Source organism: Cytobacillus spongiae (assembly GCF_021390075.1).
The window spans coordinates 3,605,369-3,627,839 of the sequence record NZ_CP089997.1 but is presented as its reverse complement, the minus strand read 5'-3'; the positions used below and the strand labels follow the sequence as shown (position 1 = coordinate 3,627,839).

General features: G+C 41.1%; 25 protein-coding genes and 1 tRNA gene. 24 read left to right on the top strand and 2 right to left on the bottom strand.

Features of this window, described 5'->3' with window-relative positions:
• Nucleotides 1–5 precede the first annotated feature (5 nt).
• From LS684_RS18385 to LS684_RS18375, 3 genes are read left to right on the top strand one after another with little or no spacing between them, the layout of a single operon-like run.
• Nucleotides 6–950 carry a nucleoside recognition domain-containing protein gene (locus LS684_RS18385; protein WP_233808223.1) on the top strand — a complete coding sequence of 315 codons (945 nt, stop codon included), beginning with the start codon at nucleotides 6–8 and terminating at the stop codon, nucleotides 948–950.
• Nucleotides 940–1,593 (top strand): pyrophosphatase PpaX, encoded by a 654-nt coding sequence (ppaX, locus tag LS684_RS18380; protein WP_233808219.1) that lies wholly within the window; start codon nucleotides 940–942, stop codon nucleotides 1,591–1,593. The genes LS684_RS18385 and ppaX overlap by 11 nt, the downstream gene beginning before the upstream one ends.
• A complete protein-coding gene (locus LS684_RS18375; protein ID WP_233808217.1) occupies nucleotides 1,590–2,129 on the top strand; it encodes an acyltransferase in 540 nt (179 codons plus the stop codon). Before ppaX ends, LS684_RS18375 begins: the two co-directional genes overlap by 4 nt.
• A gap of 20 nt (nucleotides 2,130–2,149) precedes the next feature.
• Here the strand turns inward: LS684_RS18375 and LS684_RS18370 are convergent, their stop codons facing one another.
• Entirely contained in the window at nucleotides 2,150–2,545 is a 396-nt protein-coding gene (locus LS684_RS18370; protein WP_233808216.1) for a hypothetical protein, read from the bottom strand.
• A 331-nt stretch (nucleotides 2,546–2,876) separates the two neighbouring features.
• On the opposite strand from LS684_RS18370, the gene LS684_RS18365 reads away from it, so the two are divergent.
• The 15 genes from LS684_RS18365 (at nucleotide 2,877) to LS684_RS18295 (ending at nucleotide 16,522) form a co-directional block, all read left to right on the top strand.
• Nucleotides 2,877–4,061, top strand: a complete 1,185-nt coding sequence (locus LS684_RS18365; RefSeq protein ID WP_233808214.1) for an ATP phosphoribosyltransferase regulatory subunit — start codon at nucleotides 2,877–2,879, stop codon at nucleotides 4,059–4,061.
• Nucleotides 4,058–4,696, top strand: a complete 639-nt coding sequence (gene hisG, locus LS684_RS18360; RefSeq protein WP_233808213.1) for an ATP phosphoribosyltransferase — start codon at nucleotides 4,058–4,060, stop codon at nucleotides 4,694–4,696. Before LS684_RS18365 ends, hisG begins: the two co-directional genes overlap by 4 nt.
• A gap of 14 nt (nucleotides 4,697–4,710) precedes the next feature.
• Nucleotides 4,711–5,979 (top strand): histidinol dehydrogenase, encoded by a 1,269-nt coding sequence (gene hisD, locus LS684_RS18355; RefSeq protein WP_233808210.1) that lies wholly within the window; start codon nucleotides 4,711–4,713, stop codon nucleotides 5,977–5,979.
• A 291-nt stretch (nucleotides 5,980–6,270) separates the two neighbouring features.
• Nucleotides 6,271–6,858 carry an imidazoleglycerol-phosphate dehydratase HisB gene (hisB, locus tag LS684_RS18350; RefSeq protein ID WP_233808208.1) on the top strand — a complete coding sequence of 196 codons (588 nt, stop codon included), beginning with the start codon at nucleotides 6,271–6,273 and terminating at the stop codon, nucleotides 6,856–6,858.
• Nucleotides 6,859–6,861: 3 nt separating this feature from the next.
• Nucleotides 6,862–7,500 (top strand): imidazole glycerol phosphate synthase subunit HisH, encoded by a 639-nt coding sequence (hisH, locus tag LS684_RS18345; protein ID WP_233808206.1) that lies wholly within the window; start codon nucleotides 6,862–6,864, stop codon nucleotides 7,498–7,500.
• A complete protein-coding gene (hisA, locus tag LS684_RS18340) occupies nucleotides 7,497–8,231 on the top strand; it encodes a 1-(5-phosphoribosyl)-5-[(5-phosphoribosylamino)methylideneamino]imidazole-4-carboxamide isomerase (protein ID WP_233808204.1) in 735 nt (244 codons plus the stop codon). The genes hisH and hisA overlap by 4 nt, the downstream gene beginning before the upstream one ends.
• On the top strand, nucleotides 8,225–8,983 hold the full coding sequence (hisF, locus tag LS684_RS18335) for an imidazole glycerol phosphate synthase subunit HisF (protein ID WP_233808202.1): 759 nt from the start codon (nucleotides 8,225–8,227) through the stop codon (nucleotides 8,981–8,983). Before hisA ends, hisF begins: the two co-directional genes overlap by 7 nt.
• Nucleotides 8,980–9,612: a bifunctional phosphoribosyl-AMP cyclohydrolase/phosphoribosyl-ATP diphosphatase HisIE gene (gene hisIE / locus LS684_RS18330; protein ID WP_233808197.1), complete on the top strand. Its 633-nt coding sequence runs from the start codon at nucleotides 8,980–8,982 to the stop codon at nucleotides 9,610–9,612. Before hisF ends, hisIE begins: the two co-directional genes overlap by 4 nt.
• A gap of 410 nt (nucleotides 9,613–10,022) precedes the next feature.
• On the top strand, nucleotides 10,023–11,459 hold the full coding sequence (locus LS684_RS18325) for a tetratricopeptide repeat protein (protein WP_233808192.1): 1,437 nt from the start codon (nucleotides 10,023–10,025) through the stop codon (nucleotides 11,457–11,459).
• 110 nt (nucleotides 11,460–11,569) lie between these two features.
• On the top strand, nucleotides 11,570–12,511 hold the full coding sequence (gene trxB / locus LS684_RS18320; protein ID WP_233808188.1) for a thioredoxin-disulfide reductase: 942 nt from the start codon (nucleotides 11,570–11,572) through the stop codon (nucleotides 12,509–12,511).
• A gap of 382 nt (nucleotides 12,512–12,893) precedes the next feature.
• Nucleotides 12,894–13,352, top strand: coding sequence for an NUDIX hydrolase (locus tag LS684_RS18315; protein WP_233808186.1), 459 nt, complete (start codon nucleotides 12,894–12,896; stop codon nucleotides 13,350–13,352).
• A 26-nt stretch (nucleotides 13,353–13,378) separates the two neighbouring features.
• Nucleotides 13,379–14,272, top strand: coding sequence for an RNase adapter RapZ (gene rapZ / locus LS684_RS18310; RefSeq protein ID WP_233808184.1), 894 nt, complete (start codon nucleotides 13,379–13,381; stop codon nucleotides 14,270–14,272).
• Nucleotides 14,269–15,252, top strand: coding sequence for a gluconeogenesis factor YvcK family protein (locus LS684_RS18305; protein ID WP_233808183.1), 984 nt, complete (start codon nucleotides 14,269–14,271; stop codon nucleotides 15,250–15,252). Before rapZ ends, LS684_RS18305 begins: the two co-directional genes overlap by 4 nt.
• Before the next feature lie 39 nt (nucleotides 15,253–15,291).
• Nucleotides 15,292–16,236 carry a DNA-binding protein WhiA gene (gene whiA, locus LS684_RS18300; RefSeq protein ID WP_233808181.1) on the top strand — a complete coding sequence of 315 codons (945 nt, stop codon included), beginning with the start codon at nucleotides 15,292–15,294 and terminating at the stop codon, nucleotides 16,234–16,236.
• A gap of 28 nt (nucleotides 16,237–16,264) precedes the next feature.
• On the top strand, nucleotides 16,265–16,522 hold the full coding sequence (locus LS684_RS18295) for an HPr family phosphocarrier protein (protein WP_233808180.1): 258 nt from the start codon (nucleotides 16,265–16,267) through the stop codon (nucleotides 16,520–16,522).
• Nucleotides 16,523–16,603: 81 nt separating this feature from the next.
• On the opposite strand, the gene clpP is transcribed toward LS684_RS18295, so the two are convergent.
• Nucleotides 16,604–17,203 carry an ATP-dependent Clp endopeptidase proteolytic subunit ClpP gene (clpP, locus tag LS684_RS18290; RefSeq protein ID WP_233808178.1) on the bottom strand — a complete coding sequence of 200 codons (600 nt, stop codon included), beginning with the start codon at nucleotides 17,201–17,203 and terminating at the stop codon, nucleotides 16,604–16,606.
• A 441-nt stretch (nucleotides 17,204–17,644) separates the two neighbouring features.
• On the opposite strand from clpP, the gene LS684_RS18285 reads away from it, so the two are divergent.
• The 6 genes from LS684_RS18285 (at nucleotide 17,645) to gap (ending at nucleotide 22,242) form a co-directional block, all read left to right on the top strand.
• Nucleotides 17,645–17,896: a hypothetical protein gene (locus tag LS684_RS18285; protein ID WP_233808176.1), complete on the top strand. Its 252-nt coding sequence runs from the start codon at nucleotides 17,645–17,647 to the stop codon at nucleotides 17,894–17,896.
• Between the two features lie 115 nt (nucleotides 17,897–18,011).
• Nucleotides 18,012–18,083: transfer RNA gene (locus LS684_RS18280), tRNA-Arg, on the top strand.
• Between the two features lie 351 nt (nucleotides 18,084–18,434).
• A complete protein-coding gene (rpoN, locus tag LS684_RS18275) occupies nucleotides 18,435–19,760 on the top strand; it encodes an RNA polymerase factor sigma-54 (RefSeq protein WP_233808174.1) in 1,326 nt (441 codons plus the stop codon).
• Nucleotides 19,761–19,777: 17 nt separating this feature from the next.
• Nucleotides 19,778–20,023: a glutaredoxin family protein gene (locus LS684_RS18270; protein ID WP_233808172.1), complete on the top strand. Its 246-nt coding sequence runs from the start codon at nucleotides 19,778–19,780 to the stop codon at nucleotides 20,021–20,023.
• 137 nt (nucleotides 20,024–20,160) lie between these two features.
• Nucleotides 20,161–21,186, top strand: coding sequence for a sugar-binding transcriptional regulator (locus tag LS684_RS18265; protein WP_233808170.1), 1,026 nt, complete (start codon nucleotides 20,161–20,163; stop codon nucleotides 21,184–21,186).
• Nucleotides 21,187–21,234: 48 nt separating this feature from the next.
• Nucleotides 21,235–22,242 (top strand): type I glyceraldehyde-3-phosphate dehydrogenase, encoded by a 1,008-nt coding sequence (gene gap, locus LS684_RS18260; RefSeq protein ID WP_233808169.1) that lies wholly within the window; start codon nucleotides 21,235–21,237, stop codon nucleotides 22,240–22,242.
• Nucleotides 22,243–22,471: the final 229 nt, after the last annotated feature.

Genomic DNA, 22,471 nt, shown 5'->3' with positions numbered 1-22,471 from the left:
GGAGAATGCTAGGATCAATAAAAAGGGGATTTTTTGTTGGACTTCACACGACGTGGACACTAGGGAAGATTATATTTCCTATCACCTTAATTGTAGCGGTACTGCAGCATACGCCTATTCTGCCATGGGTGATTAAATGGATTACCCCACTAATGCAGCTAATTGGCCTGTCCGGGGATGCGGCCATTCCACTTGTACTCGGAAATTTTTTAAACTTATATGCTGCAATTGGAGCGATATTAACGTTAGACTTAACCGTTAAAGAGGTATTCATCATTGCTGTTATGCTATCTTTCTCCCATAACCTGCTAGTCGAATCGAGCGTAGCGGTAAAGGTTGGTGTGAAATTATGGGTGGCGTTTGCCGTTCGAATTGGACTCGCCATCGTCTCAGCTATCTTCATCCATATTTTTTGGAAAGGCGGCTCCGACCTCGCGAAATATGGACTCGTTCCTATTAAAGAAGCAGAAGTGTCTGGAATGCTTCCGATCCTGCTAGATGCTCTTGAAAAAGGAGCACTCGGAATTTTCCAGTTAGCGTTAATCGTACTGCCGCTCATGATCGGTATTCAAATCTTAAAGGATTTGAAATGGCTTGCCGTTTTTTCCAAATGGATGGCACCATTTACAAGGGCACTAGGGATGAAGGAAAATACGTCAACGACTCTCGCCGCAGGCTTAATCTTTGGTCTTGCGTATGGAGCAGGTGTGATGATTCAAGCAGTTCAAGAGGATGGTGTCAGTAAAAAAGACGTGACAATTGCGTTTATTTTTCTTGTAGCCTGCCATGCTGTTATTGAGGATACATTGATATTTATCCCCCTAGGAATCCCGGTACTGCCACTATTACTCATCCGCTTGGTAGTTGCCATTATCCTTACGTTCATTGTTGCTACGATTTGGAATAGAATTGATTTTGCGAAAGGAAAGGAAGCTACATATGAGCAATAACATAAATACTGTTTTATTCGATCTAGATGGGACACTAATTAATACAAATGAATTAATTATCGCATCCTTCCTACACACCCTCGAAAACTATTACCCTAATCGCTATAAGCGAGAAGATGTATTGCCATTTATGGGACCTACATTAATAGAAACGTTTGAAGCCATTAATAAGGACCAGGTTGAGGAGATGGTGCAAACCTACAGAGAATATAATTTAGCTAATCACGATCAGCTCGTCACAGAGTTTGAAGGGGTATATGAAACGGTCAAGGTCTTAAGTGAGAAGGGCTATAAGCTTGCGGTCGTCACGACAAAGATGTTAAATACGGCATTGAGAGGATTAAAGCTAACAGGACTTGATCCATTTTTTGAAGTTGTCGTTGCCCTTGATCATGTGGAAAAAGCAAAGCCAGATCCAGAGCCGATCTATAAGGCCCTCGATCTTCTTGGTTCCAAGCCAGAGGAAGCGATAATGGTTGGAGACAATCATCATGATATTTTGGGCGGAAAAAATGCCGGGACGAAAACAGCCGGTGTGGCATGGACGATAAAAGGCAGAGAGCATTTGATGAGCTTTGAGCCAGATGTAATGCTTGAGAAAATGCCAGACCTTCTATACGTGCTAGAGGGGAAACAAGGATGAGAAGGACCGAGCGTTATCCTGTTGAAGGAGCAAACTCGCTATGGCATGTCTATAAGACGGTTCCCTTTATCAAGGTTGTAAAAAATTTCATTGTCATTCAAGCTGCCCGCTATACCCCATTTTTAGGAATGAAGAATTGGCTGTACCGGACGTTTTTGCAGATGAAAGTCGGGGAGCAGACATCGTTTGCCTTGATGGTTATGCTAGATGTCATGTTTCCTGAAAAAATCAGTGTGGGACGAAACACGGTCATAGGCTATAATACAACGATTCTAGCACATGAGTATTTAATTAAAGAATACCGACTGGGAGAGGTTCGCATTGGCAGTGAAGTGATGATTGGTGCGAATACGACCATTCTGCCAGGGGTAACCATTGGAGACGGAGCCATTGTTTCAGCAGGGACGCTTGTTCATAAGGATGTCCCCCCTGGTGCGTTTGTTGGTGGAAATCCGATGCGCGTGATTTACTCGAAGGAAGAATTAGCGGAGCGCTGGGCTGATGATGAGATATATGGAAAGAAAAAACTGCATTAACTTTGGTTAATGTGGTTTTTTTAATTGTGCGGTGGAAGTTTGTGAGTGAAACCGGGCAAAGTGAGTGAGTGCTCTTTTTTTGGTGTGGTGGAAGTTTGTGAGTGAAACCGGGCAAAAGTGAGCGAACGCTCTTTTTTTGGTGTGGTGGAAGTTTGTGAGTGAAACCGGGCAAAAGTGAGCGAACGCTCTTTTTTGGTGCGGCGGAAGTTTGTGAGTGAAACCGGGAAAAGTGAGTGCTCTTTTTTTGGTGTGGTGGAAGTTTGTGAGTGAAACTGGGAAAAGTGAGTGAGCGCTCTTTTTTTGGTGTGGTGGAAGTTTGTGAGTGAAACCGGGCAAAAGTGAGCGAACGCTCCTTTTTTGAGCGTTCGCTCCACAATAGCCGAAAATCGCTCGTTTTTTCTGAATTTCGCTCGCATTTGACAAGAAATCGCTCCAGTTCGACAAAGTTTCGCTCGGAAGTACCTGGATTTCGCTCATTAACTGGTGTTCTAACCGCTGTAATTTCTTACAGCGAGTCTTTTAACACAACATGGCCATACAATTGCCATATTACTCAATTTTGATGTGCCCTCTATTCCGTAAGTGACAGGATAATCAACAAAAGTGGAGAATAGACAGTTATCCCAATTTCTGAGACTTTGTGGTTGACGTGAAGCTTGGAGCACGTTAAACTACTAGTAAATTCAATTCACTAATATATTAGCGAATTAAAGGATTCGGAATTTGATCATTGTTGAGGTGAGAAGCATGAGTCGCTTATTTATGTTTGAAAAACCATTAGGGATGAGAGACACTCTTCCTGACTTGTGGGAAACGAAAAATCAAGTACGTATCTCTGCAGAACGTGAAATGAAACAATGGGGCTATCAATTTATTGCAACACCAACCCTTGAGTATTTTGAAACAGTCGGGAGCGCTTCTGCCATTCTCGATAAGCAGCTATTTAAGCTTTTGGATCAGCAGGGACACACATTAGTGTTGCGCCCGGATATGACGGCGCCCATTGCTAGGGTGGCGGCCTCTAAGCTTTTGAAGGAGGATTTGCCGCTTAGGTTAGCCTATTCAGCAAATGTCTACAGATCGCAGCAGCGTGAAGGAGGGAGACCTGCTGAATTTGAACAACTAGGGGTAGAATGCATTGGTGATTCGACGACTAGCGCTGATGGAGAAGTGATTGCTTTAATGATCTCAGCCTTAAAAAAAGCACGATTAGAAAATTTTCAAATTTCAGTCGGCCATATTGATTTTGTACGGGAATTATTTGTTCAAATTCTTGGAACAGAAGAGCGAGCGAACACATTGACGAAATTCTTATATGAAAAAAATTATGTCGGATACAGGCAGCATATCGAGAGCCTTTCCTTATCGAGTATAGATAAACAGCGACTAATTGATTTCTTAAAATTAAGAGGGGGCCAAGAGGTATTTCAGGCTGCTTTAGATCTATTGGAAAATGAAAAAGGACGAGAAGCGATTATTGAATTAAAACAGCTGTGGGACACGATGATGGACTATGGCGAAGAGGAAAAGCTAAAATTTGATCTCACGCTTGTTAGTCATATGAGCTACTATACAGGGATTTTGTTTGAAGTATATGCAAAGGATGTAGGCTTTCCTATTGGGAATGGAGGACGCTACGATCTGCTGCTAGAGAAATTTGGAAAATATACAGGTGCTACTGGATTTGCGATCCGGTTAGATCGGCTAATTGAGGCTATAGGTGAGCTGGAAAATAGTAGTCCAGAGCAATGTATCTTATTTAGTGAAGAACGCCGTAAGGAAGCTTTCGATTTGGCCAAAAGCAAACGAGCGGATGGCATAAAGGTGGTTTTGCAGGATATACGGGGGGTTCGTCATATAGATGCGTGTACGAATCTCTATGATGAGGTTGTTTTCTTAGTTGGAAAAGCAGGAAAGGAGTCGGTGAAATGAGTGAATGGTTAACGATTGCCATGCCAAAAGGCAGAATTTTTGATGAAGCTGCAGAGCTGTTGCGTCAAGCTGGCTTTAACCTGCCTCCTGAATTTGAAGACTCTCGAAAGCTCATTATTGATGTGGAAGAAGAGAAGTTTCGGTTTATTTTGGCAAAACCAATGGATGTCCCAACTTATGTGGAGCATGGGGTCGCGGATCTTGGAATTGCTGGGAAAGATGTAATGCTTGAAGAGGAACGGGATATATATGAGCTTCTTGACCTGCAAATCAGTGACTGCTACTTAGCGGTAGCAGGTCTACCACATACGAACATGAATGATATCGCGCCAAAAGTGGCAACGAAATACCCAAAGGTTGCTGCTGCTTATTTTCGTGAGCAAGGTGAGCAAGTGGAAGTAATCAAGCTGAACGGGTCGATTGAACTTGCTCCGTTGATTGGATTGTCTGATCGAATTGTCGACATCGTTTCGACTGGGCGCACGTTGAAGGAGAACGGGCTTGTCGAGTATGAAAAGATAGAGACTATTACGTCAAGATTAATCGTCAACCCTGTTAGCTACCGAATAAAGGATCGTCGTATAAGTGAAATCGTAGAAAGGTTAAACCTCGTAATTAGTGATGTAGTGGGGTAAGGAGGTATATTCGAATGCGGATAGTGAAAGTGGAGGAAGCAGTATCAGTTAAACGTTCGGTTGATAGCGGGACAGAAGAGCAGCGAGCAATTGTTCGGGCGATTATTGATAGGGTACGACGAGAGGGGGATTCGGCTCTCAACGTATTTACAAAGCAGTTTGATGGAGTGGAGCTCTCGAGCTTACTAGTTAGCCAGGAGGAAATACAGGAAGCATATGAAAAGCTAGCTTCAAGCGATATCGATATCATTCAAGAAGCAGCATGCAATATTAGAAGCTATCATGAAAAACAGGTAAAACCTTCTTGGATTACAACGGAAGCAAATGGGACGATGCTAGGGCAGAAAATCACCCCTCTCGACTCAGTTGGGTTATATGTACCAGGAGGGAAGGCCGCTTATCCTTCTTCCGTTCTGATGAATGCTATTCCAGCTAAAGTAGCAGGTGTTGAGCGGATAGTTATCGTATCTCCTCCTAATCGCCAAGGAGAACTGCCTCCAGCAGTGCTAGTAGCCGCACATGAAGCAGGTGTGACCGAAATCTATAAGGTAGGAGGCGCCCAAGCGGTAGCCGCCTTAGCCTATGGAACCGAAACGATATGTGCAGTAGATAAAATTACTGGACCTGGGAATATCTTTGTAGCACTTGCTAAAAGGGAAGTATACGGAGATGTGGATATTGATATGATTGCTGGTCCAAGTGAGATTGCTATTTTAGCAGATGATACCGCCATTGCAGCGGAAGTGGCAGCAGATCTTCTTTCGCAAGCAGAGCATGATGAACGGGCATGTAGCGTACTTGTGACACCGTCAGAGAACCTTGCAGAAGCAGTTCAACTGGAAGTGGAAAAGCAATTAGCACTACTTCCTAGAAAGGAAATAGCGAAGGAAGCTATCTCCACATATGGAATGATCTATGTGACAAACACCATCATTGAAGGGATAGCTACCATAAATGGGTTAGCCCCTGAGCATTTAGAGATTATGACAGAAAATCCGATGGAACTGGTGGGAGAAATTCGACATGCTGGAGCCATTTTCATCGGAAGATTCAGCTCTGAACCGGTTGGAGATTATTTTGCCGGACCTAATCATGTGCTGCCGACAAACGGCACCGCACGTTTTTCTAGTCCGTTAAGCATCGAGGATTTTCAAAAGAAATCGAGCCTCATCTACTATAGCGAAAAAGCACTTCGGGAGAACGGAGAAAAGATTGCTCAATTTGCTAGGTTGGAAGGGTTAGAGGCACATGCCAGAGCGGTGGAGTCACGGTTGAAAAAATAACGAATTCAATGGTCGTACGCATGGCAATACTGCTTTAAATGAAAAGCTATTCTCTAAGAAGATTGTTGTTTTATACCAGGTAGAATTCCTGCTTCATACGAAGGTTAGCAGTTTGGAGCGGAAGGATCCGAGCCGCTTGCGGGAGCAGTGGACAGGTGAGACCCCACAGGCGAAGCCGAGGATACTCTCTGCGTGTCTCGCGGCAAGCGAGTTTCATGGAGCAATGGGAATCTGTCCTAATTTTATTCGAAAACAGTCAAATGAAAATATCCCAATATTGGAGGATGAATTATGGCTAGAACCTCATCAATTAAAAGAACAACAAATGAAACGAATATAGACTTAACATTAGCAATTGATGGAGAGGGAAAATCAACTTTACATACAGGTGTTCCTTTCCTAACTCATATGCTTGATTTGTTTGCAAAACACGGCCAATTTGACTTAACGATTCAGGCGAATGGAGATATAGAGGTTGATGACCACCATACTTCAGAGGATATCGGAATTTGCCTAGGTCATGTATTACGAGAAGCATTAGGAGATAAGAAAGGAATTAAACGATATGGAAATGCGTTTGTTCCGATGGATGAGGCACTTGCCCAAGTGGTCGTCGATTTAAGCAATCGACCTCATTTGGAAATGCGGGCTACATTTCCAAGTCAAAAGGTAGGGACGTTTGATACAGAGCTTGTTCATGAGTTCTTATGGAAGCTTGCTTTAGAGGCACGAATGAATTTGCATGTCATTGTTCACTACGGACAAAACACTCACCATATCATTGAAGCCATTTTTAAAGCACTTGCACGTGCATTGGATGAAGCAACTACAATCGATCCACGGATTAAAGGGGTCCCATCGACGAAGGGAATGTTATAAATCATGATTGGCATCATCGATTATGGAATGGGAAATTTGTTTAGTGTGAGCAAAGCTCTGGAACGACTAAACGTATCTTATTTTATTTCTGAAAGCAAAGAAGAGTTACTGAAGGCAGATGCCTTGATTCTGCCGGGGGTAGGATCCTTTAAAGATGCAATGAATATCTTGACTCAATCCGGTTTAGATGCGATGATTCATCAATTTGTAGAAACTGGTAAGCCTCTTCTTGGTATTTGTTTAGGGATGCAGCTTTTATTTGAAAAGAGTGAGGAAAACGGGATAACTAAGGGGCTAAGTTTGCTTCCAGGTGAAGTGAAGCGCTTCTCAGGAGTGAATCATAAGGGGGAAGCGTATAAAGTTCCCCATATGGGCTGGAACCAATTGTCCTTTACGAATCGCTCGTCACTCTTTAAAACGGCTGATGAGGATCATGTCTATTTTGTTCATTCTTACTATGTCGACCCGAAGGAAACAGATGTAATATTGGCTTCTAGCTTCTATGATGTAGAAGTTCCAGCGGTTGTAGGGAGAAATCAAGTTTACGGGATGCAGTTTCATCCAGAAAAAAGCGGGAAATTAGGGATGGAGCTACTGAAAAAATTTACAGAGATAGCAGGGGAAAGGGTGGGAATGGCATGAGCTTTATCGTATACCCGGCGATTGATATGAGGGGCGGCAAATGTGTTCGTTTGCTTCAAGGAGATTATAGTCAAGAGACTGTGTATGGAGATTCTCCCTTTGAGATGGCCAAGAGATTTGCTGAGGAAGGAGCAAAGTGGATCCATATGGTTGACTTGGATGGAGCTAAGGAAGGCAAACGTGTAAATGACGAGTTCGTGTTAAAAGCAGCGAATGAATTACATGCAAAAGTCCAAATTGGTGGGGGAATTCGATCTGAACACGATATTGACCACTATTTAGTTAATGGTGTAGAGCGAGTCATCATCGGAAGCATCGCTGTTTCAGATCCTAATTTTGCCATCGAAATGATACGAAAATATGGGAAACAAATCGCTGTTGGACTCGATGCGAAAAATGGGTATGTAGCAACACATGGCTGGCTAAATACATCAGAGGTACAAGCAGTAGAAATAGGGAAGCGGCTGGCTGATGCTGGTGCAGAGACATTTATTTTTACCGATATTGCAACGGATGGGATGTTATCAGGCCCAAATCTGGAGGCAGTTCAGTTAATGGCAGAACAAACAGGCAAGGCTGTTATTGCCTCAGGTGGTGTAAGTCAGCTTTCCGACTTAACTTCATTAGCATCCTTTCAAAATAAAGGTGTGGCCGGTGCTATTGTAGGAAAAGCGATATACGAAGGCCGCTTTTCTGTTAGAGAAGCCTTGAACGAGGTGACTTCATGCTAACGAAACGAATTATTCCATGCTTAGATGTGAAAGACGGCCGTGTCGTGAAAGGGATTCAATTTGTTCAACTTCGAGATGCAGGAGACCCTGTTGAATTAGCAAAGGTATATGATAAGGAAGGTGCGGACGAACTTGTTTTTTTAGATATTTCTGCTTCACATGAAGGGCGCAAAACAATGGTAGAAGTAGTGAAGCGAGTAGCGGCAGAGTTAGCCATTCCGTTCACGGTAGGAGGAGGCATTAACTCTTTAGAGGATATGAAACGGATTCTTCGTGCAGGGGCAGACAAAGTGTCATTAAATACTGCTGCGGTAGAATCTCCAAGTCTGATTACAGAGGGAGCGAATTATTTTGGCTCTCAATGCATCGTAGTAGCTGTGGATGCGAAATATGATGAAACAATGGGAACGTGGCGCGTGTATACTCACGGGGGACGGACTGCAACAGACTGGAAGGTGCTTGATTGGGTGAAGGAAGCAGTTGCTCGCGGGGCAGGAGAAATCCTTCTGACAAGCATGGACGCTGATGGGGAGAAAAAGGGCTTTAATGTCCAACTAACAAAGGCTGTAAGTGAAGCGGTATCTGTTCCTGTTATTGCATCAGGTGGTGCGGGAAATGCAGCTGACTTCAAAGATGCCTTTGTTGCTGGAAAAGCAGATGCAGCACTTGCTGCCTCCATCTTTCATTATAAGGAGACCTCCGTTAGTGAAGTAAAGGGATACTTAAAAGAAATGGGGCTGTGTGTACGATGAATATGGAGCAAATTAAATTTGATGGTCAAGGGTTAGTTCCTGCAATCGTTCAAGATGCTGAAACAAGGGAAGTATTAACGTTAGCTTATATGAACCAAGAGTCATTAGAAAAATCCCTTGAAACGAAAGAAACGTGGTTTTATAGCCGTTCACGACAAGAGCTATGGCATAAGGGAGCGACAAGCGGTCATACCCAGAAAATCACTAGGATGACATATGATTGTGACCAAGATGCCTTGCTTGTTGAAGTCGTGCCATTAGGTCCTGCTTGCCATACAGGCGCAATCAGTTGTTTTCATGAAGAACTAATCGTAGATCAAGAGAATGATCGTGCGAGTTTATCTGATTATGAAATTTTGATGAAGCTAGAAAAGCTCATTGATTCACGGGAAAAAGAACGTCCCGAGGGGGCTTATACAACCTATTTATTTGAAAAAGGTGTCGATAAAATCCTTAAAAAAATTGGGGAAGAGGCAGCTGAGGTGATTATTGCCGCTAAAAATAGAGACAGTGAAGAGCTAAAATGGGAGGCGGCAGATCTACTTTACCACTTACTCGTCCTTCTTACTGAGCAAAAGCTTAGCGTTAAAGAGGTTTTAACCGTGTTAGAGAAGAGACATGTCAAGTAATGAACCGGTGTAAAATGGCCCGGTTTTTTTTTAGAGTAAGAAAGTGAAAAATTAAAACTTAGAGAATTGTCCAGCGCAAGCGCCCTAGCTCCTAGTGTACTTCGGTCCTCTTGCTACAATAAGTCGACATCAATTCGCTTACAAGCTCATCGTGTTTTCCTTTACCTCCTTCGAGTCCCGCAAGTCCCTAAGGCGCTGGACATGGCGCTTTCGCTTTTCTTATTGAATGAGAAATTCTATTGTGCATTTGTCGAATAAGTCGATATTTCCCAGGAAATGTCCGAATTCGCCTGACGAACTGAAAAAGTTGTCAGCATTTGGTGTGACTGATCTTTCCCTTCCCCCTCTTCTCTAAAGGAAGTTACATATGTTATAATACATAAGTTAAAAATCTTTTTATGGAGGATTGCATGGGTAAAGACTCTTTCGTAAGACAACCAAAAGGGAAATTATTATCATTTATTCCTACCGGTGAGTACTACTTCTCAAAAGGCATAAAAGCGTATCATCGTCGGGATTTTCATAAATCAAAAAAATATTTGCAGCGTGCCATGCATCTAGAACCTAACGAGCCAATGATTATTTGTCAATTGGCGATTGTTTGTACAGAAATGGGAGAGTACCAGCATTCTAATCGTCTTTTACACATGATCCTTGAAGAAATAGATTCAGATATGGTCGAATGCCATTATTTCCTTGCTAACAATTATGCCCACATCGGGTATTTCAAAGATGCACATCATCATGCCACTCTTTATATAGATCTAAATATCGATGGTGAGTTCATTGAGGACGCAGAGGACTTGCTTGATTTGCTGTCTCTTGAGCAAGAGGATTTCGAAGAGGGCTTCTTTGAAGAGGATGACCTCATTATTAAACAAGAAAAGGCTACTGACCTCATTGAAAATCGTCAGTTTTCTGAAGCCGTTGTTCTATTAAAAGAAGTCATTGAGCAATATCCTGAGTATTGGTCAGCTTATAATAATTTAGCACTTGCTTATTATCATCTAGATGAAAAGCAAAAGGCATATGAAATTTTAGAGTCTGTTTTAGAGCTTAATCCAGGCAATCTACATGCCTTATGTAATAAGCTGCTCTTTGCATTTGCAGAGAATCGCTATGAGGAAGTAGCATCCTTAAAGGTGGCACTTAGAAAAATAAAGCCGTTATTAGCAGACCATCAATTAAAGCTAGGGACAACGCTAGCAGTAGTTGGAGATTATGAGACGGCGCTACTATGGCTACGCAGATTGCAGAAATCAGGCTATCATGGGGATTGGGGCTTTTATTACTATTTAACACTATCATCGTATTTTACTGGTCGAGAACAGATGGCGAAACTGCTTTGGAAGAAGGTAGTGGAATTAAAGCCTGAGCAAGAAGGCAATGAGCCATGGGCAGAAGAAGCAGAAGCAACATCCTCTCATTTTTTGAAAAAGATGAAAAGTGACTTAGCCATTGAGCGGTTAGTCGGGTTATTCTTAGCAGTTGAAGCTGGTCACAAAGCAAAGGCATTAGAGGTATACCCAAAATCCGGGAACATCACGACGCTTGAAAGACAGTATTTAGAAGGTACAGCCACTACCTTACAGTTTGCTTTTGACATTGCGAAACGCTTGCAAAAAGAAAATGAAGAATCGATTTTATATACATGGTTTTCCGTATTTCTCGAAATGGCCAATCAAGAGCAGCAATGGAATAATCCATCTGCGTGGGCGGCAGCAACAGAATATGTATGGTCAAAGTCGGAGCATGTCAAACAAACGCAGCAAACGGTAGCAGCTAAGTTTGGAATTTCGACATCCACCCTACAAAAATATGTAAAAATGGTGAATAAACACCTATAGTCAAGCAGATTTTTGGACTATAATTCCTTTCTTTAATACTATAAGGGTAGTAAGGAAATAGTAAAAAGTATAATCCATTTCGAGGATATACGGCAAAGGAGCGAACCGATATGACTGAAGAAAAAATATATGATGTGATCATTGCTGGTGCAGGTCCAGCAGGGATGACTGCAGCTGTTTATACATCTCGTGCCAACCTTTCTACTTTAATGATTGAACGTGGAGTACCAGGTGGACAAATGGCTAATACAGAAGAGGTTGAAAACTATCCAGGATTTGATCATATTTTAGGACCAGATCTTTCGACAAAGATGTTTGATCATGCTAAGAAATTTGGTGCAGAATATGCATACGGAGACATCAAAGAAGTAATTGACGGGAAAGAGTATAAGACGGTAGTGGCAGGATCTAAGCAATATAAAGCACGTGCCGTAATCATTACTACAGGTGCAGAGTATAAGAAAATTGGTGTACCAGGGGAAAAAGAACTAGGTGGTCGCGGAGTTTCTTACTGTGCAGTATGTGATGGAGCATTCTTTAAAGGGAAAGAGCTTGTTGTAGTAGGTGGAGGAGATTCTGCTGTAGAAGAAGGTGTGTATTTAACACGTTTTGCTTCTAAGGTAACCATTGTTCACCGCCGAGACGAGCTACGTGCTCAAAAAATTCTTCAGGATCGTGCATTCGACAACGAGAAAATTGATTTCATTTGGAGTCATACAGTAAAGAAAATTAATGAAAAAGACGGAAAAGTAGGCAGCGTCACATTAGTATCCACTGAAAATGGGGAAGAGCAAGAGTTTAAAACGGACGGTGTATTCATCTACATTGGAATGGTTCCTCTTTCTAAACCATTTGCTAGCATAGGGATTACCAATGAAGCTGGATATATCGAAACAAATGACCGTATGGAAACGAAAGTGGCTGGAATTTTTGCAGCAGGAGATATTCGCGAAAAGTCACTTCGTCAAATTGTAACAGCAACAGGCGACGGTAGTATTGCTGCACAAAGTGTACAGCACTATGTAGAGGAATTAATGGAAAGCTTGAAATAATTGTTTGATTGTTGGACTGCACTCATGTATGTATGAGTGCAGTTTTTGTTCGCCTAATAGAATAGTTTTTCTGAAAAATTATGGTTGAAGTGATTAAGAAATATAAAACAGTGAGCATTTTTACAAAAAGTCATTCCCTTTTAATTATCCTGTAACAGTAGTGAAATAAAGATAGGTTATTATATAGTTAGAAATTGACCCCCTTTTAAAGATATAATCCTTTGTTCGCACAGGTACCCCCTGTGCTCTTTTTTTACCCAAATTTGTCTTAGTCCTATTCGTTGTGACGAATGACTAAAAATAGTATAATGATAAGAATTAAAATAATTAGGTCTCTTCGTGAGATTACATAGATAAATGAAGCAAGATGAGGTGAATAGACTTGCAACGAGTGACGAATTGCGTTTTGTTAAAGGACGATAAAGTGTTATTGCTACAAAAGCCAAGAAGAGGCTGGTGGGTAGCGCCTGGTGGGAAAATGGAGCCAGGGGAATCAGTTAGAGATTCGTGTATTCGGGAATTTCGTGAGGAGACAGGCATATATTTAAGAAATCCGAATTTAAAAGGGATATTCACCTTCATCATCAAAGAAGGCGATCAAGTGGTCTCAGAGTGGATGATGTTCACCTTTTTCACAAAAGAAGCGGATGGAATCAACTTGAATGAGTCTGAAGAAGGCACGCTGTCTTGGCATTCTTGGGAGGACATGAAGAATTTACCTATGGCACCAGGTGATTATCATATATTAGATTATATGATCCATGGAAACGGAATCATTTATGGAACCTTCACATATACACCAGATTTTGAATTAATTAGCTATCGATTAGATCCAAGCTAAATGCGAATACCAAGGGGGAAATAACAATGAGTATAGGTTCGAATAGCGATACTCAAATGGTCGTCATAACTGGAATGTCTGGAGCTGGAAAAACTGTAGCCATCCAAAGCTTTGAGGATTTAGGATTTTTCTGTGTTGATAATCTTCCTCCGACGTTATTGCCTAAATTTCTTGAACTGATGAAGGAATCTGGGAATAAGATGAATAAAGTTGCATTAGTAATGGATTTGCGAGGCAGAGAGTTCTTTGACCATTTATTTAAGGCGTTAGATGATCTTGCTGAAACCTCATGGGTGACACCGCAAATCCTTTTCTTAGATGCAGATGATTCAACACTTGTTAGAAGATACAAGGAAACTAGACGCTTCCACCCACTTGCACCGTCAGGGCTTCCTCTTGAGGGCATTAAGCTTGAACGAGAGCTGCTAGAGGAATTAAAGGGAAGGGCACAGCTCATTTACACTACTTCAGGAATGAAGCCACGAGAATTACGGGAGAAAATTCTAAATGAATTCTCGATGAATAAAAAAACGATTTTCACAGTGAATGTCATGTCCTTTGGTTTTAAACATGGGATTCCTATTGATGCTGATTTAGTGTTCGATGTACGATTCTTACCTAACCCACATTATATTGAGCATATGAGGCCGAAAACAGGCTTGGATGAAGAAGTTTCAACATACGTGTTAAAGTGGAACGAAACGAATAAATTCCTCGAAAAGGTTACGGACTTACTGAGCTTTATGCTTCCTCACTATAAGAGGGAAGGAAAGGCGCAGCTAATAATTGCGATTGGGTGCACAGGTGGTCAGCACCGATCGGTCGCTTTGGCAGAGCATATCGGCCATCATTTTGCAGGTGACTACCACACTTGTATTACCCACCGTGACATCGAGAAAAGAAAGGATCAACAGAAATGACAAGGATTAGACAGCCTAGAATTGTCATCATTGGTGGCGGAACAGGGCTACCTGTACTATTGCGAGGGTTAAAGCAATATCCAGTGGATATTACGGCCATTGTAACAGTTGCTGATGATGGTGGTAGCTCGGGGCGATTAAGAGAAGAGCTTGATATTCCTCCTCCAGGAGATATTCGCAACGTGCTAGCAGCCTTATCCGATGTTGAACCATTAGTCGAAGAGATGTTCCAGCATCGATTTTCATCTTCTAATGAATTAGCAGGTCACTCTTTAGGGAATTTAATTCTTGCTGCGATGACATCCATTACAGGTAACTTTACGCATGCAGTGCAAGAAATGAGCAAAGTGTTAAATGTAAGAGGGAAGGTCTTACCTGCTGCTGAAAAAAGTGTCGTGTTACACGCAGAAATGGAAGATGGATCGATTGTATCAGGTGAATCAAAAATTCCATATTCGGGCAAACGAATTAAGAAAGTTTTTTTAACACCTAAGGATGTTCGTCCACTGCCTGAAACCATTCATGCCATTCGACAAGCAGACCTGATTATTATTGGCCCAGGAAGCCTATATACAAGTATATTGCCAAATTTACTAGTACCTAAGCTTGGGAATGAGGTTTGCCGCTCAAGTGCCAAGAAGGTGTATATATGTAATTTAATGACACAGGCAGGTGAAACATTAGATTTCACTGCTAGTGACCACGTTCGAGCGATTTATGAGCATATGGGATGTGCATTTATTAACACCATACTTGTAAATAATGAAGAAATTCCACAAGTAATACAGGATCGCTATAGCGAAGAGCTGGCAAAACCAGTTATTTATGATCTAAACCGCCTATACGAGCTAGGTTTAGAAGTGATATTCGGTGAAATTGCGAATCTCGAGAATGAGGTCATTCGCCATGATACAAATGAAGTGGCAAGAATTTTATATTCTTTGCTATTAAATGAAACTAATAAACGTTTTAAAGCGTAATTATAGCTGTGCAAGCGTTTGTCTATAGGGGGTGAAGGGGTGTCTTTCGCTTCAGAAACAAAAAAAGAACTGACAAATATTGATGTGAAAGCATGTTGTGGAAAAGCTGAATTGTCCGCATTGATTCGAATGAATGGCTCACTTTCTTTTTCTAATCGAAATCTAGTGGTAGATATTCAAACGGAAAATGCGGCTATTGCTAGACGAATTTACACGTTAATTAAAAAATACTACAACATCCAAGTGGAACTCCTAGTTCGAAAGAAAATGCGGTTGAAGAAAAATAACGTTTATATCGTCCGCATCGCACAAGAGGCTAGAGAAATACTGGCTGATTTGAAAATTATTGGTGAAAGCTTTGTTTTTACACATAATATTTCAAGTGATTTGGTAAAAAAGAAATGTTGTAAGCGCTCTTATTTGCGAGGAGCCTTTTTAGCAGGGGGATCTGTGAATAACCCTGAAACCTCTTCCTATCATCTTGAAATTTTCTCACTTTACCAGGAGCATAATGAAGCCTTAAGTGAATTAATGAATAACTTCGGGTTAAATAGTAAGACGCTTGAACGAAAAAAAGGGTTTATCGTTTACTTAAAAGAAGCAGAAAAAATAACAGAGTTCTTAAACATCGTAGGTGCTCATAGTGCTCTTCTTCGCTTTGAAGATATTCGGATTGTCCGAGATATGAGAAATTCGGTCAATCGACTCGTTAATTGTGAAACAGCTAACTTAAATAAAACGATAGGTGCTGCTCTGAGACAAGTGGAAAACATTCGCTATATCGAAGAATCCGTGGGACTTCATATTCTGCCAGATAAGCTAAGGGAAATCGCCGAGCTTCGCGTTACCTATCAGGATGTCACCTTAAAGGAACTAGGGGAGATGGTGTCTGGTGGTACGATTAGTAAGTCAGGGATTAACCACAGGTTAAGAAAAATTGATGAAATGGCAGAGAAGCTTCGCCGCGGGGAGCCTATCGGATAAATATAGTCAAATAGGAGGGAACAGGAAAATGGTGGAGAAACAGGTGGAAGTAAAGCTAAGAACGGGATTGCAAGCTCGTCCAGCCGCTCTATTTGTACAAGAGGCCAATCGTTTTTCATCTGATGTATTTCTGGAGAAAGATGGGAAAAAGGTGAATGCGAAAAGTATTATGGGGTTAATGAGCTTAGCGATTAGCTCCGGCTCGGTTGTGAGCCTAATAGTCGAAGGTAGCGATGAAGAAGAAGCTATAGAAGCACTAGTCACTTATGTTCAGCAAGAAGGATAAAGAGAAAAAGCACCTAGCGCAATAGGTGCTTTTCTGCATGTAAAAGCCTCCAAGATCATCTCCTGGAGGCCTGAATGTATCTTATTTCTTCTCGTCTAATAAGTTGCGCGTAATAATATGATCAACTAGGCCGTATTCCTTCGCTTTTTCAGCCGTCATGAAGTTATCACGATCTGTATCCTTCGCAATAACATCCATAGGTTGACCTGTACGATCCGCAAGAATTTGGTTTAGCTTTTCACGTAAGAAAAGAATGCGTTTAGCTGCAATTTCGATTTCAGTTGCTTGCCCTTGAGCACCACCAAGTGGCTGATGAATCATAACCTCAGCGTTTGGAAGAGCATAACGCTTTCCTTTTTCACCAGCTGCAAGTAGGAATGCTCCCATAGAAGCAGCCATCCCAATACAAATCGTTTGCACCTTTGGTTTAATAAATTGCATCGTATCATAAATTGCCATCCCTGCAGTGATGCTTCCACCTGGGCTATTAATATAGATGGAAATGTCCTTTTCAGGGTTTTCAGCTTCTAGGAATAATAATTGAGCAACAATGGAGTTGGCAACGTTATCATCAATAGCACTCCCAAGCATAATGATGCGATCTTTCAGAAGACGAGAGTAGATATCGTATGCACGCTCACCACGGTTTGTTTGTTCAATAACTGTAGGAATTAAATTCATCAGATTTCCTCCTTTAAAATAAGAGTATAACGTCTAATTCGGTAATAGATGTTGCTTGTATGTACTCTAATGATACACGGATGGTCAATAAAGGTCAAACAAATCACTCACCAATTTTTCATCTCTAACCATCATACCCCGGAAAGTCTCCTTCTAAACGAGAAACCCTCCAAAAGGAGCATCATTTTCTAGGTCATTCGAAAATAAAATAAGTGGTAGCTGACCTTTTCACCGCAGAGTATTTTACGGAAAATAGCTAAATTAGAAGAGTGTATTCAGAACTAGATGCTCCCAACCCGTTTACACTTTTCTTATCATATGTAAGCGTATCATATAAATATGCCACGTACCTACAGATAACACTCTATATGAGACCGTTGCGAATTTTTGATTGGGAGCAGCTGGACAATGAGGGTGTTGAGAAAATTGGAGGAGAATGACATGCCGAAGCAAATCGTTACAACTGCAGTAGAAGCATTAATTGACCAATTCAAGATGAAATCAGAAGCTGACAGCTACCTATTCTTTCGTTACCTCGAAGAAATGTGTGACAGAACAAATGATGAAGCATACATTTTAACTGACCTTCCCTTATTAGCTAACATCCTACTAGAAAAAGACATGCGATGCTTGATTGATTTCATTGCACTATACGACTTTAAAGCTGCTCAGCAGCTAGAACTTCTTACATGAAAGGACGAAGTAAAGCTTACTCGTCCCATCCCGCGGGTATTGACAATTTAGCGCAATCTTAGTATTATGGTGTAACGTCAAGAGTGACCCAAAATGCTTGACGTTAACACAATTTGCCCTCGTGGTGCAACGGATAGCACGTAAGATTCCGGTTCTTAAAATGGGGGTTCGATTCCCTCCGAGGGCGTAAATAGGACGAATACAAAACACCCCTTCATGCTGGATATCCAGCATGAAGGGGTGTTTTTTTACTAGATAGAAAGATGGAGATCCGTAACATAGTTTGATAAATCCGCAGGAACCACTGAGAAATCCGCAGCTTTTTAGAATCAATCCGTATGTAAGCCAAAACCTATCTAGGACTTTGATCTAGTATAGAAAAAATGCACATCCTCTCTTCTAATAAATAATTTCCGATCATGAGAATATAAATACTAACAATCTACTTGTAGTGAAATGATTTTCTGCCAGCATGTCAATTTATTTCCATACAACATTTGGGCGGCTTATTGTAAAATGAGGGGAGGGGGAATGTTAGATGAATTTAAAGGCCGGGTTGTATCAACAGCAGACACTGAAATTAACGATGACACAAGAGCTAACTCAGGCAATTGCACTGCTACAATATTCCACTCAAGAGCTTACTTCTTTTTTAGAGAATAAAGCACTCGAAAATCCCCTACTTGAAATTGAAACAGGCCATATTACGGCGATGGATCCACGAAAAGACCAGTTAAAATTGAATCGGATGAAACCCGAAAAGGATAAACAAAGCTGGATCGAACAAATAGGGGCAGAGGTTCACACCTTGTCTGAGTATTTACTCTCACAACTAACAGATCAACAAATTACTTCATCTGAGAACAAAATATACGATTATCTTATTCATAATCTAGATGAAAACGGTTACTTGTTAATTGGTACGAAGGAATTGATGGAGCATTGTGGGCTAACCAGTGAATTGGCAAGCGAATATATAGATAGACTTCAACAGCTGGAGCCTGTTGGAATTGGTGCTAGGTCTCTTCAAGAGTGCTTACTATTACAAGTAAAAGATTATGGCTATGACTTAGCAGAAGTCATCCTTGAAGAACACTTCGAAGCATTTGCTGATCGTAAATGGAAACCATTAGCGAAGCTTCTAGGGGTCGATCTAAAGGAAATTCAAGAAGTCTTTGACTACGTTCAAACTCTAGATCCACGGCCGGCGTCTCGATTTCAGACGGAAAAAGCATCATATGTGGTTCCCGATGTCGTCATCAAATGGGATGGAGAGTCGTTTGCCGTTAGTATTTTTGATGAGCTAATTCCGAAAATAAAATTTAACACCACGTATTATCAGAAGTTTTCAAAACACGAAGACCAACAGGTTAACCGATTTTTAAATGAAAAGCAGCAGGACTACCATTGGATATTAAAAAGTCTTGAACAACGGAAAGAAACGCTCACAAATGTCTCGATGAAAATTGTTGAGAAGCAGTCGAATTTTTTCATTAAAGGACCCTCACATCTCAAACCAATGACGATGAAGGAAATAGCTGATGAATTAGAAATTCATGAATCTACGGTTAGTCGTGCTGTAAGGGAGAAATATGCGCAGACCCCATACGGTACGTTTGAGTTAAGGTCCTTCTTTAGCAGCACGATACAGACAACCTCTGATGAAAATACATCTTCTCAGCAGGTAAAGAACGTCATTCAAAGACTTGTAGATAAGGAGAATAAACAAAAACCACTTTCAGATCAGCAGCTAGTGAGTATTCTGAAAGACGAAGAAGGAATCGTTGTGTCTAGGCGTACGATTGCGAAGTACCGTGATCAGCTAGGGATACCGTCCTCCTCCAAGCGAAAGCGATACGAGTAATAAAGGGGCGTATACAGATGAATACCATCATTAAATTATATACACGTCAAGGATGCCATCTATGTGAGCAAGCTATGGAAATCCTCGTAGATCTCCAGAGTGAGGTTCCTTTTGTAATTGAAGAAGTAGATATTGAAAAAAGTGATGATCTAACGGAGCGCTATGGATTAATGATACCCGTCGTAGAATGGGACGGTGAAGAGATTCAGTATGGACAGGTTGACAAAATGTTCATATATGAAGCGCTTACAACAAAAAAGTAGGTTATTTAAGTTGAAAAGCCACTTCACTCCTGCTAGAATGAACTTGTAAAGCGGGAGTGATTTTTTTTGAAGTGAGTGGGACATAATATGACTTAGCGGGACGATTATTGCCCAACTATAAAAAGGAGATATTATGAATGCACTCATTACTTGATATACAAAAAAGATTATTACCTGATTTGCTTTCTGTTATGCAAAAGCGGTATTACATCCTTCATTACATTTCCATCATGCAGCCTGTAGGAAGACGGAGCTTGTCGTTAAGCCTTGGTTTAACTGAACGTGTGCTGAGAGGTGAGGTCGAATTTCTAAAAGACCAAAATCTCCTTTCAATCGCAACAATTGGAATGAGCTTAACCAATGAAGGACAGCAGCTCCTTGAAAAGCTAGAAGGCATTATGCGAGATGTGACAGGTGTTAACGAAATGGAGCAGCAGCTTCAAAAGCAATTAGGAATCAAGAAGGTTGTTATCGTTACTGGAAATAGTGATGAATCTCCTTGGGTTAAAAATGAACTCGGTAGAGCAACAGCGAGTTGCATGAAAGCCTTGCTTGATGGGGAAAATATCATCGCAGTAACTGGGGGCTCGACAATGGCAGCTGTAGCAGAAATGCTAAACCCAGAGCTAATAGAAGGCAAAAAATTGTTATTTGTTCCTGCTCGAGGTGGAATTGGTGAGGATGTCAAAAATGAAGCAAACACGATTTGCGCGAATATGGCAGAAAACACCGCATCCAAACATCGCGTACTTTACGTACCAGATCAAGTAAGCAAGCAAATGTACGATTCATTTATGAATGAACCAAACATCATTGACGTTTTAAAATTAATTAAAGCTGCTAGCATGGTGCTTCATGGGATTGGAGACGCTATAACAATGGCAGAACGTCGAAAAACGAGCATAGAAGATATTTCAAAGCTCCAGCAATTAAATGCTGTTGGTGAAGCATTTGGTTATTATTTTAACGAAGCTGGTGAGGTAGTCCATAAAGTTCATACTGTAGGACTACAATTAAAGGATTTAGAGCATATTGAACATGTATTAGCAGTTGCAGGTGGAGCTTCGAAAGCGAAAGCGATTCGGGCTTATCTGAAGAAAGCACCTCAATCAACCATATTAATTACAGACGAAGGTGCAGCACAAAGGTTGTTACAAGGGTAACCCCTTAATATAAATATTATCCCTACCCACTTAAAGGAGGAAAAAATCATGGCAGTAAAAATTGGTATTAATGGATTTGGAAGAATTGGACGTGTAGTATTCCGCGCAGCTCTTAAGAACCCTAATGTAGAGGTTGTAGCAGTAAATGACTTAACAGATGCTAACATGTTAGCTCATCTTTTAAAATATGACTCTGTACATGGAAAATTAGATCAAGATGTAACAGTTGATGGTGAATACCTAGTAGTAGGTGGCCATAAAGTAAAAGTTCTTGCAGAACGTGATCCAGCTCAATTAGGTTGGGGAGATCTTGGTGTAGAAGTAGTAGTAGAATCAACTGGTCGCTTCACAAAGCGCGCTGATGCTGCGAAGCATTTAGAAGCTGGTGCGAAAAAAGTAATCATCTCTGCTCCTGCAACTGAAGAAGATATCACAATTGTAATGGGTGTAAACCATGAAAGCTACGATGCAGCTAATCACCACGTTATTTCAAATGCATCTTGTACAACAAACTGCTTAGCACCTTTTGCTAAAGTTCTTAACGATAAATTTGGAATCAAGCGTGGTATGATGACAACAGTTCACTCATACACAAATGACCAACAAATCCTTGACTTACCACATAAGGATTACCGTCGTGCGCGTGCAGCTGCTGAAAACATTATCCCAACAACTACTGGTGCTGCAAAAGCTGTATCATTAGTACTTCCTGAATTAAAAGGAAAATTAAACGGTGGAGCAATGCGCGTTCCGACTCCAAACGTTTCTTTAGTTGACTTAGTAGTTGAATTAAACCAAGACGTAACAGCTGAAGAAATTAATGCAGCTCTTAAAGAAGCTTCTGAAGGTGAATTAAAAGGAATTCTTGGGTATAGCGAAGAGCCACTAGTATCTGGTGACTACAACGGAAATCCGGATTCTTCTACTATCGATGCTCTTTCTACGATGGTAATGGAAGGAAACATGGCGAAAGTAATTTCTTGGTATGACAACGAGTCAGGTTACTCTAACCGTGTAGTAGACTTAGTAGATTACATCGCACAAAAAGGCCTATAATCTAACCAATTGAAAATTATATGTATGTTCACAAGAATATAATGGATATTAAAAACGTGAACGTCTATAATGATAAAGGGAAAAACTTCCCTCAATAGATATCTTTATCCATAAGGGAAGCTAGACCTTTTATTAAAGCGTCTAACTGAACGACATAAAGGGTAAAAGGGGAGCGGGGAGGATTCCCCACTCTCCTTTTCTTATTTAGGAAGCATCAATCTTTTAGTTG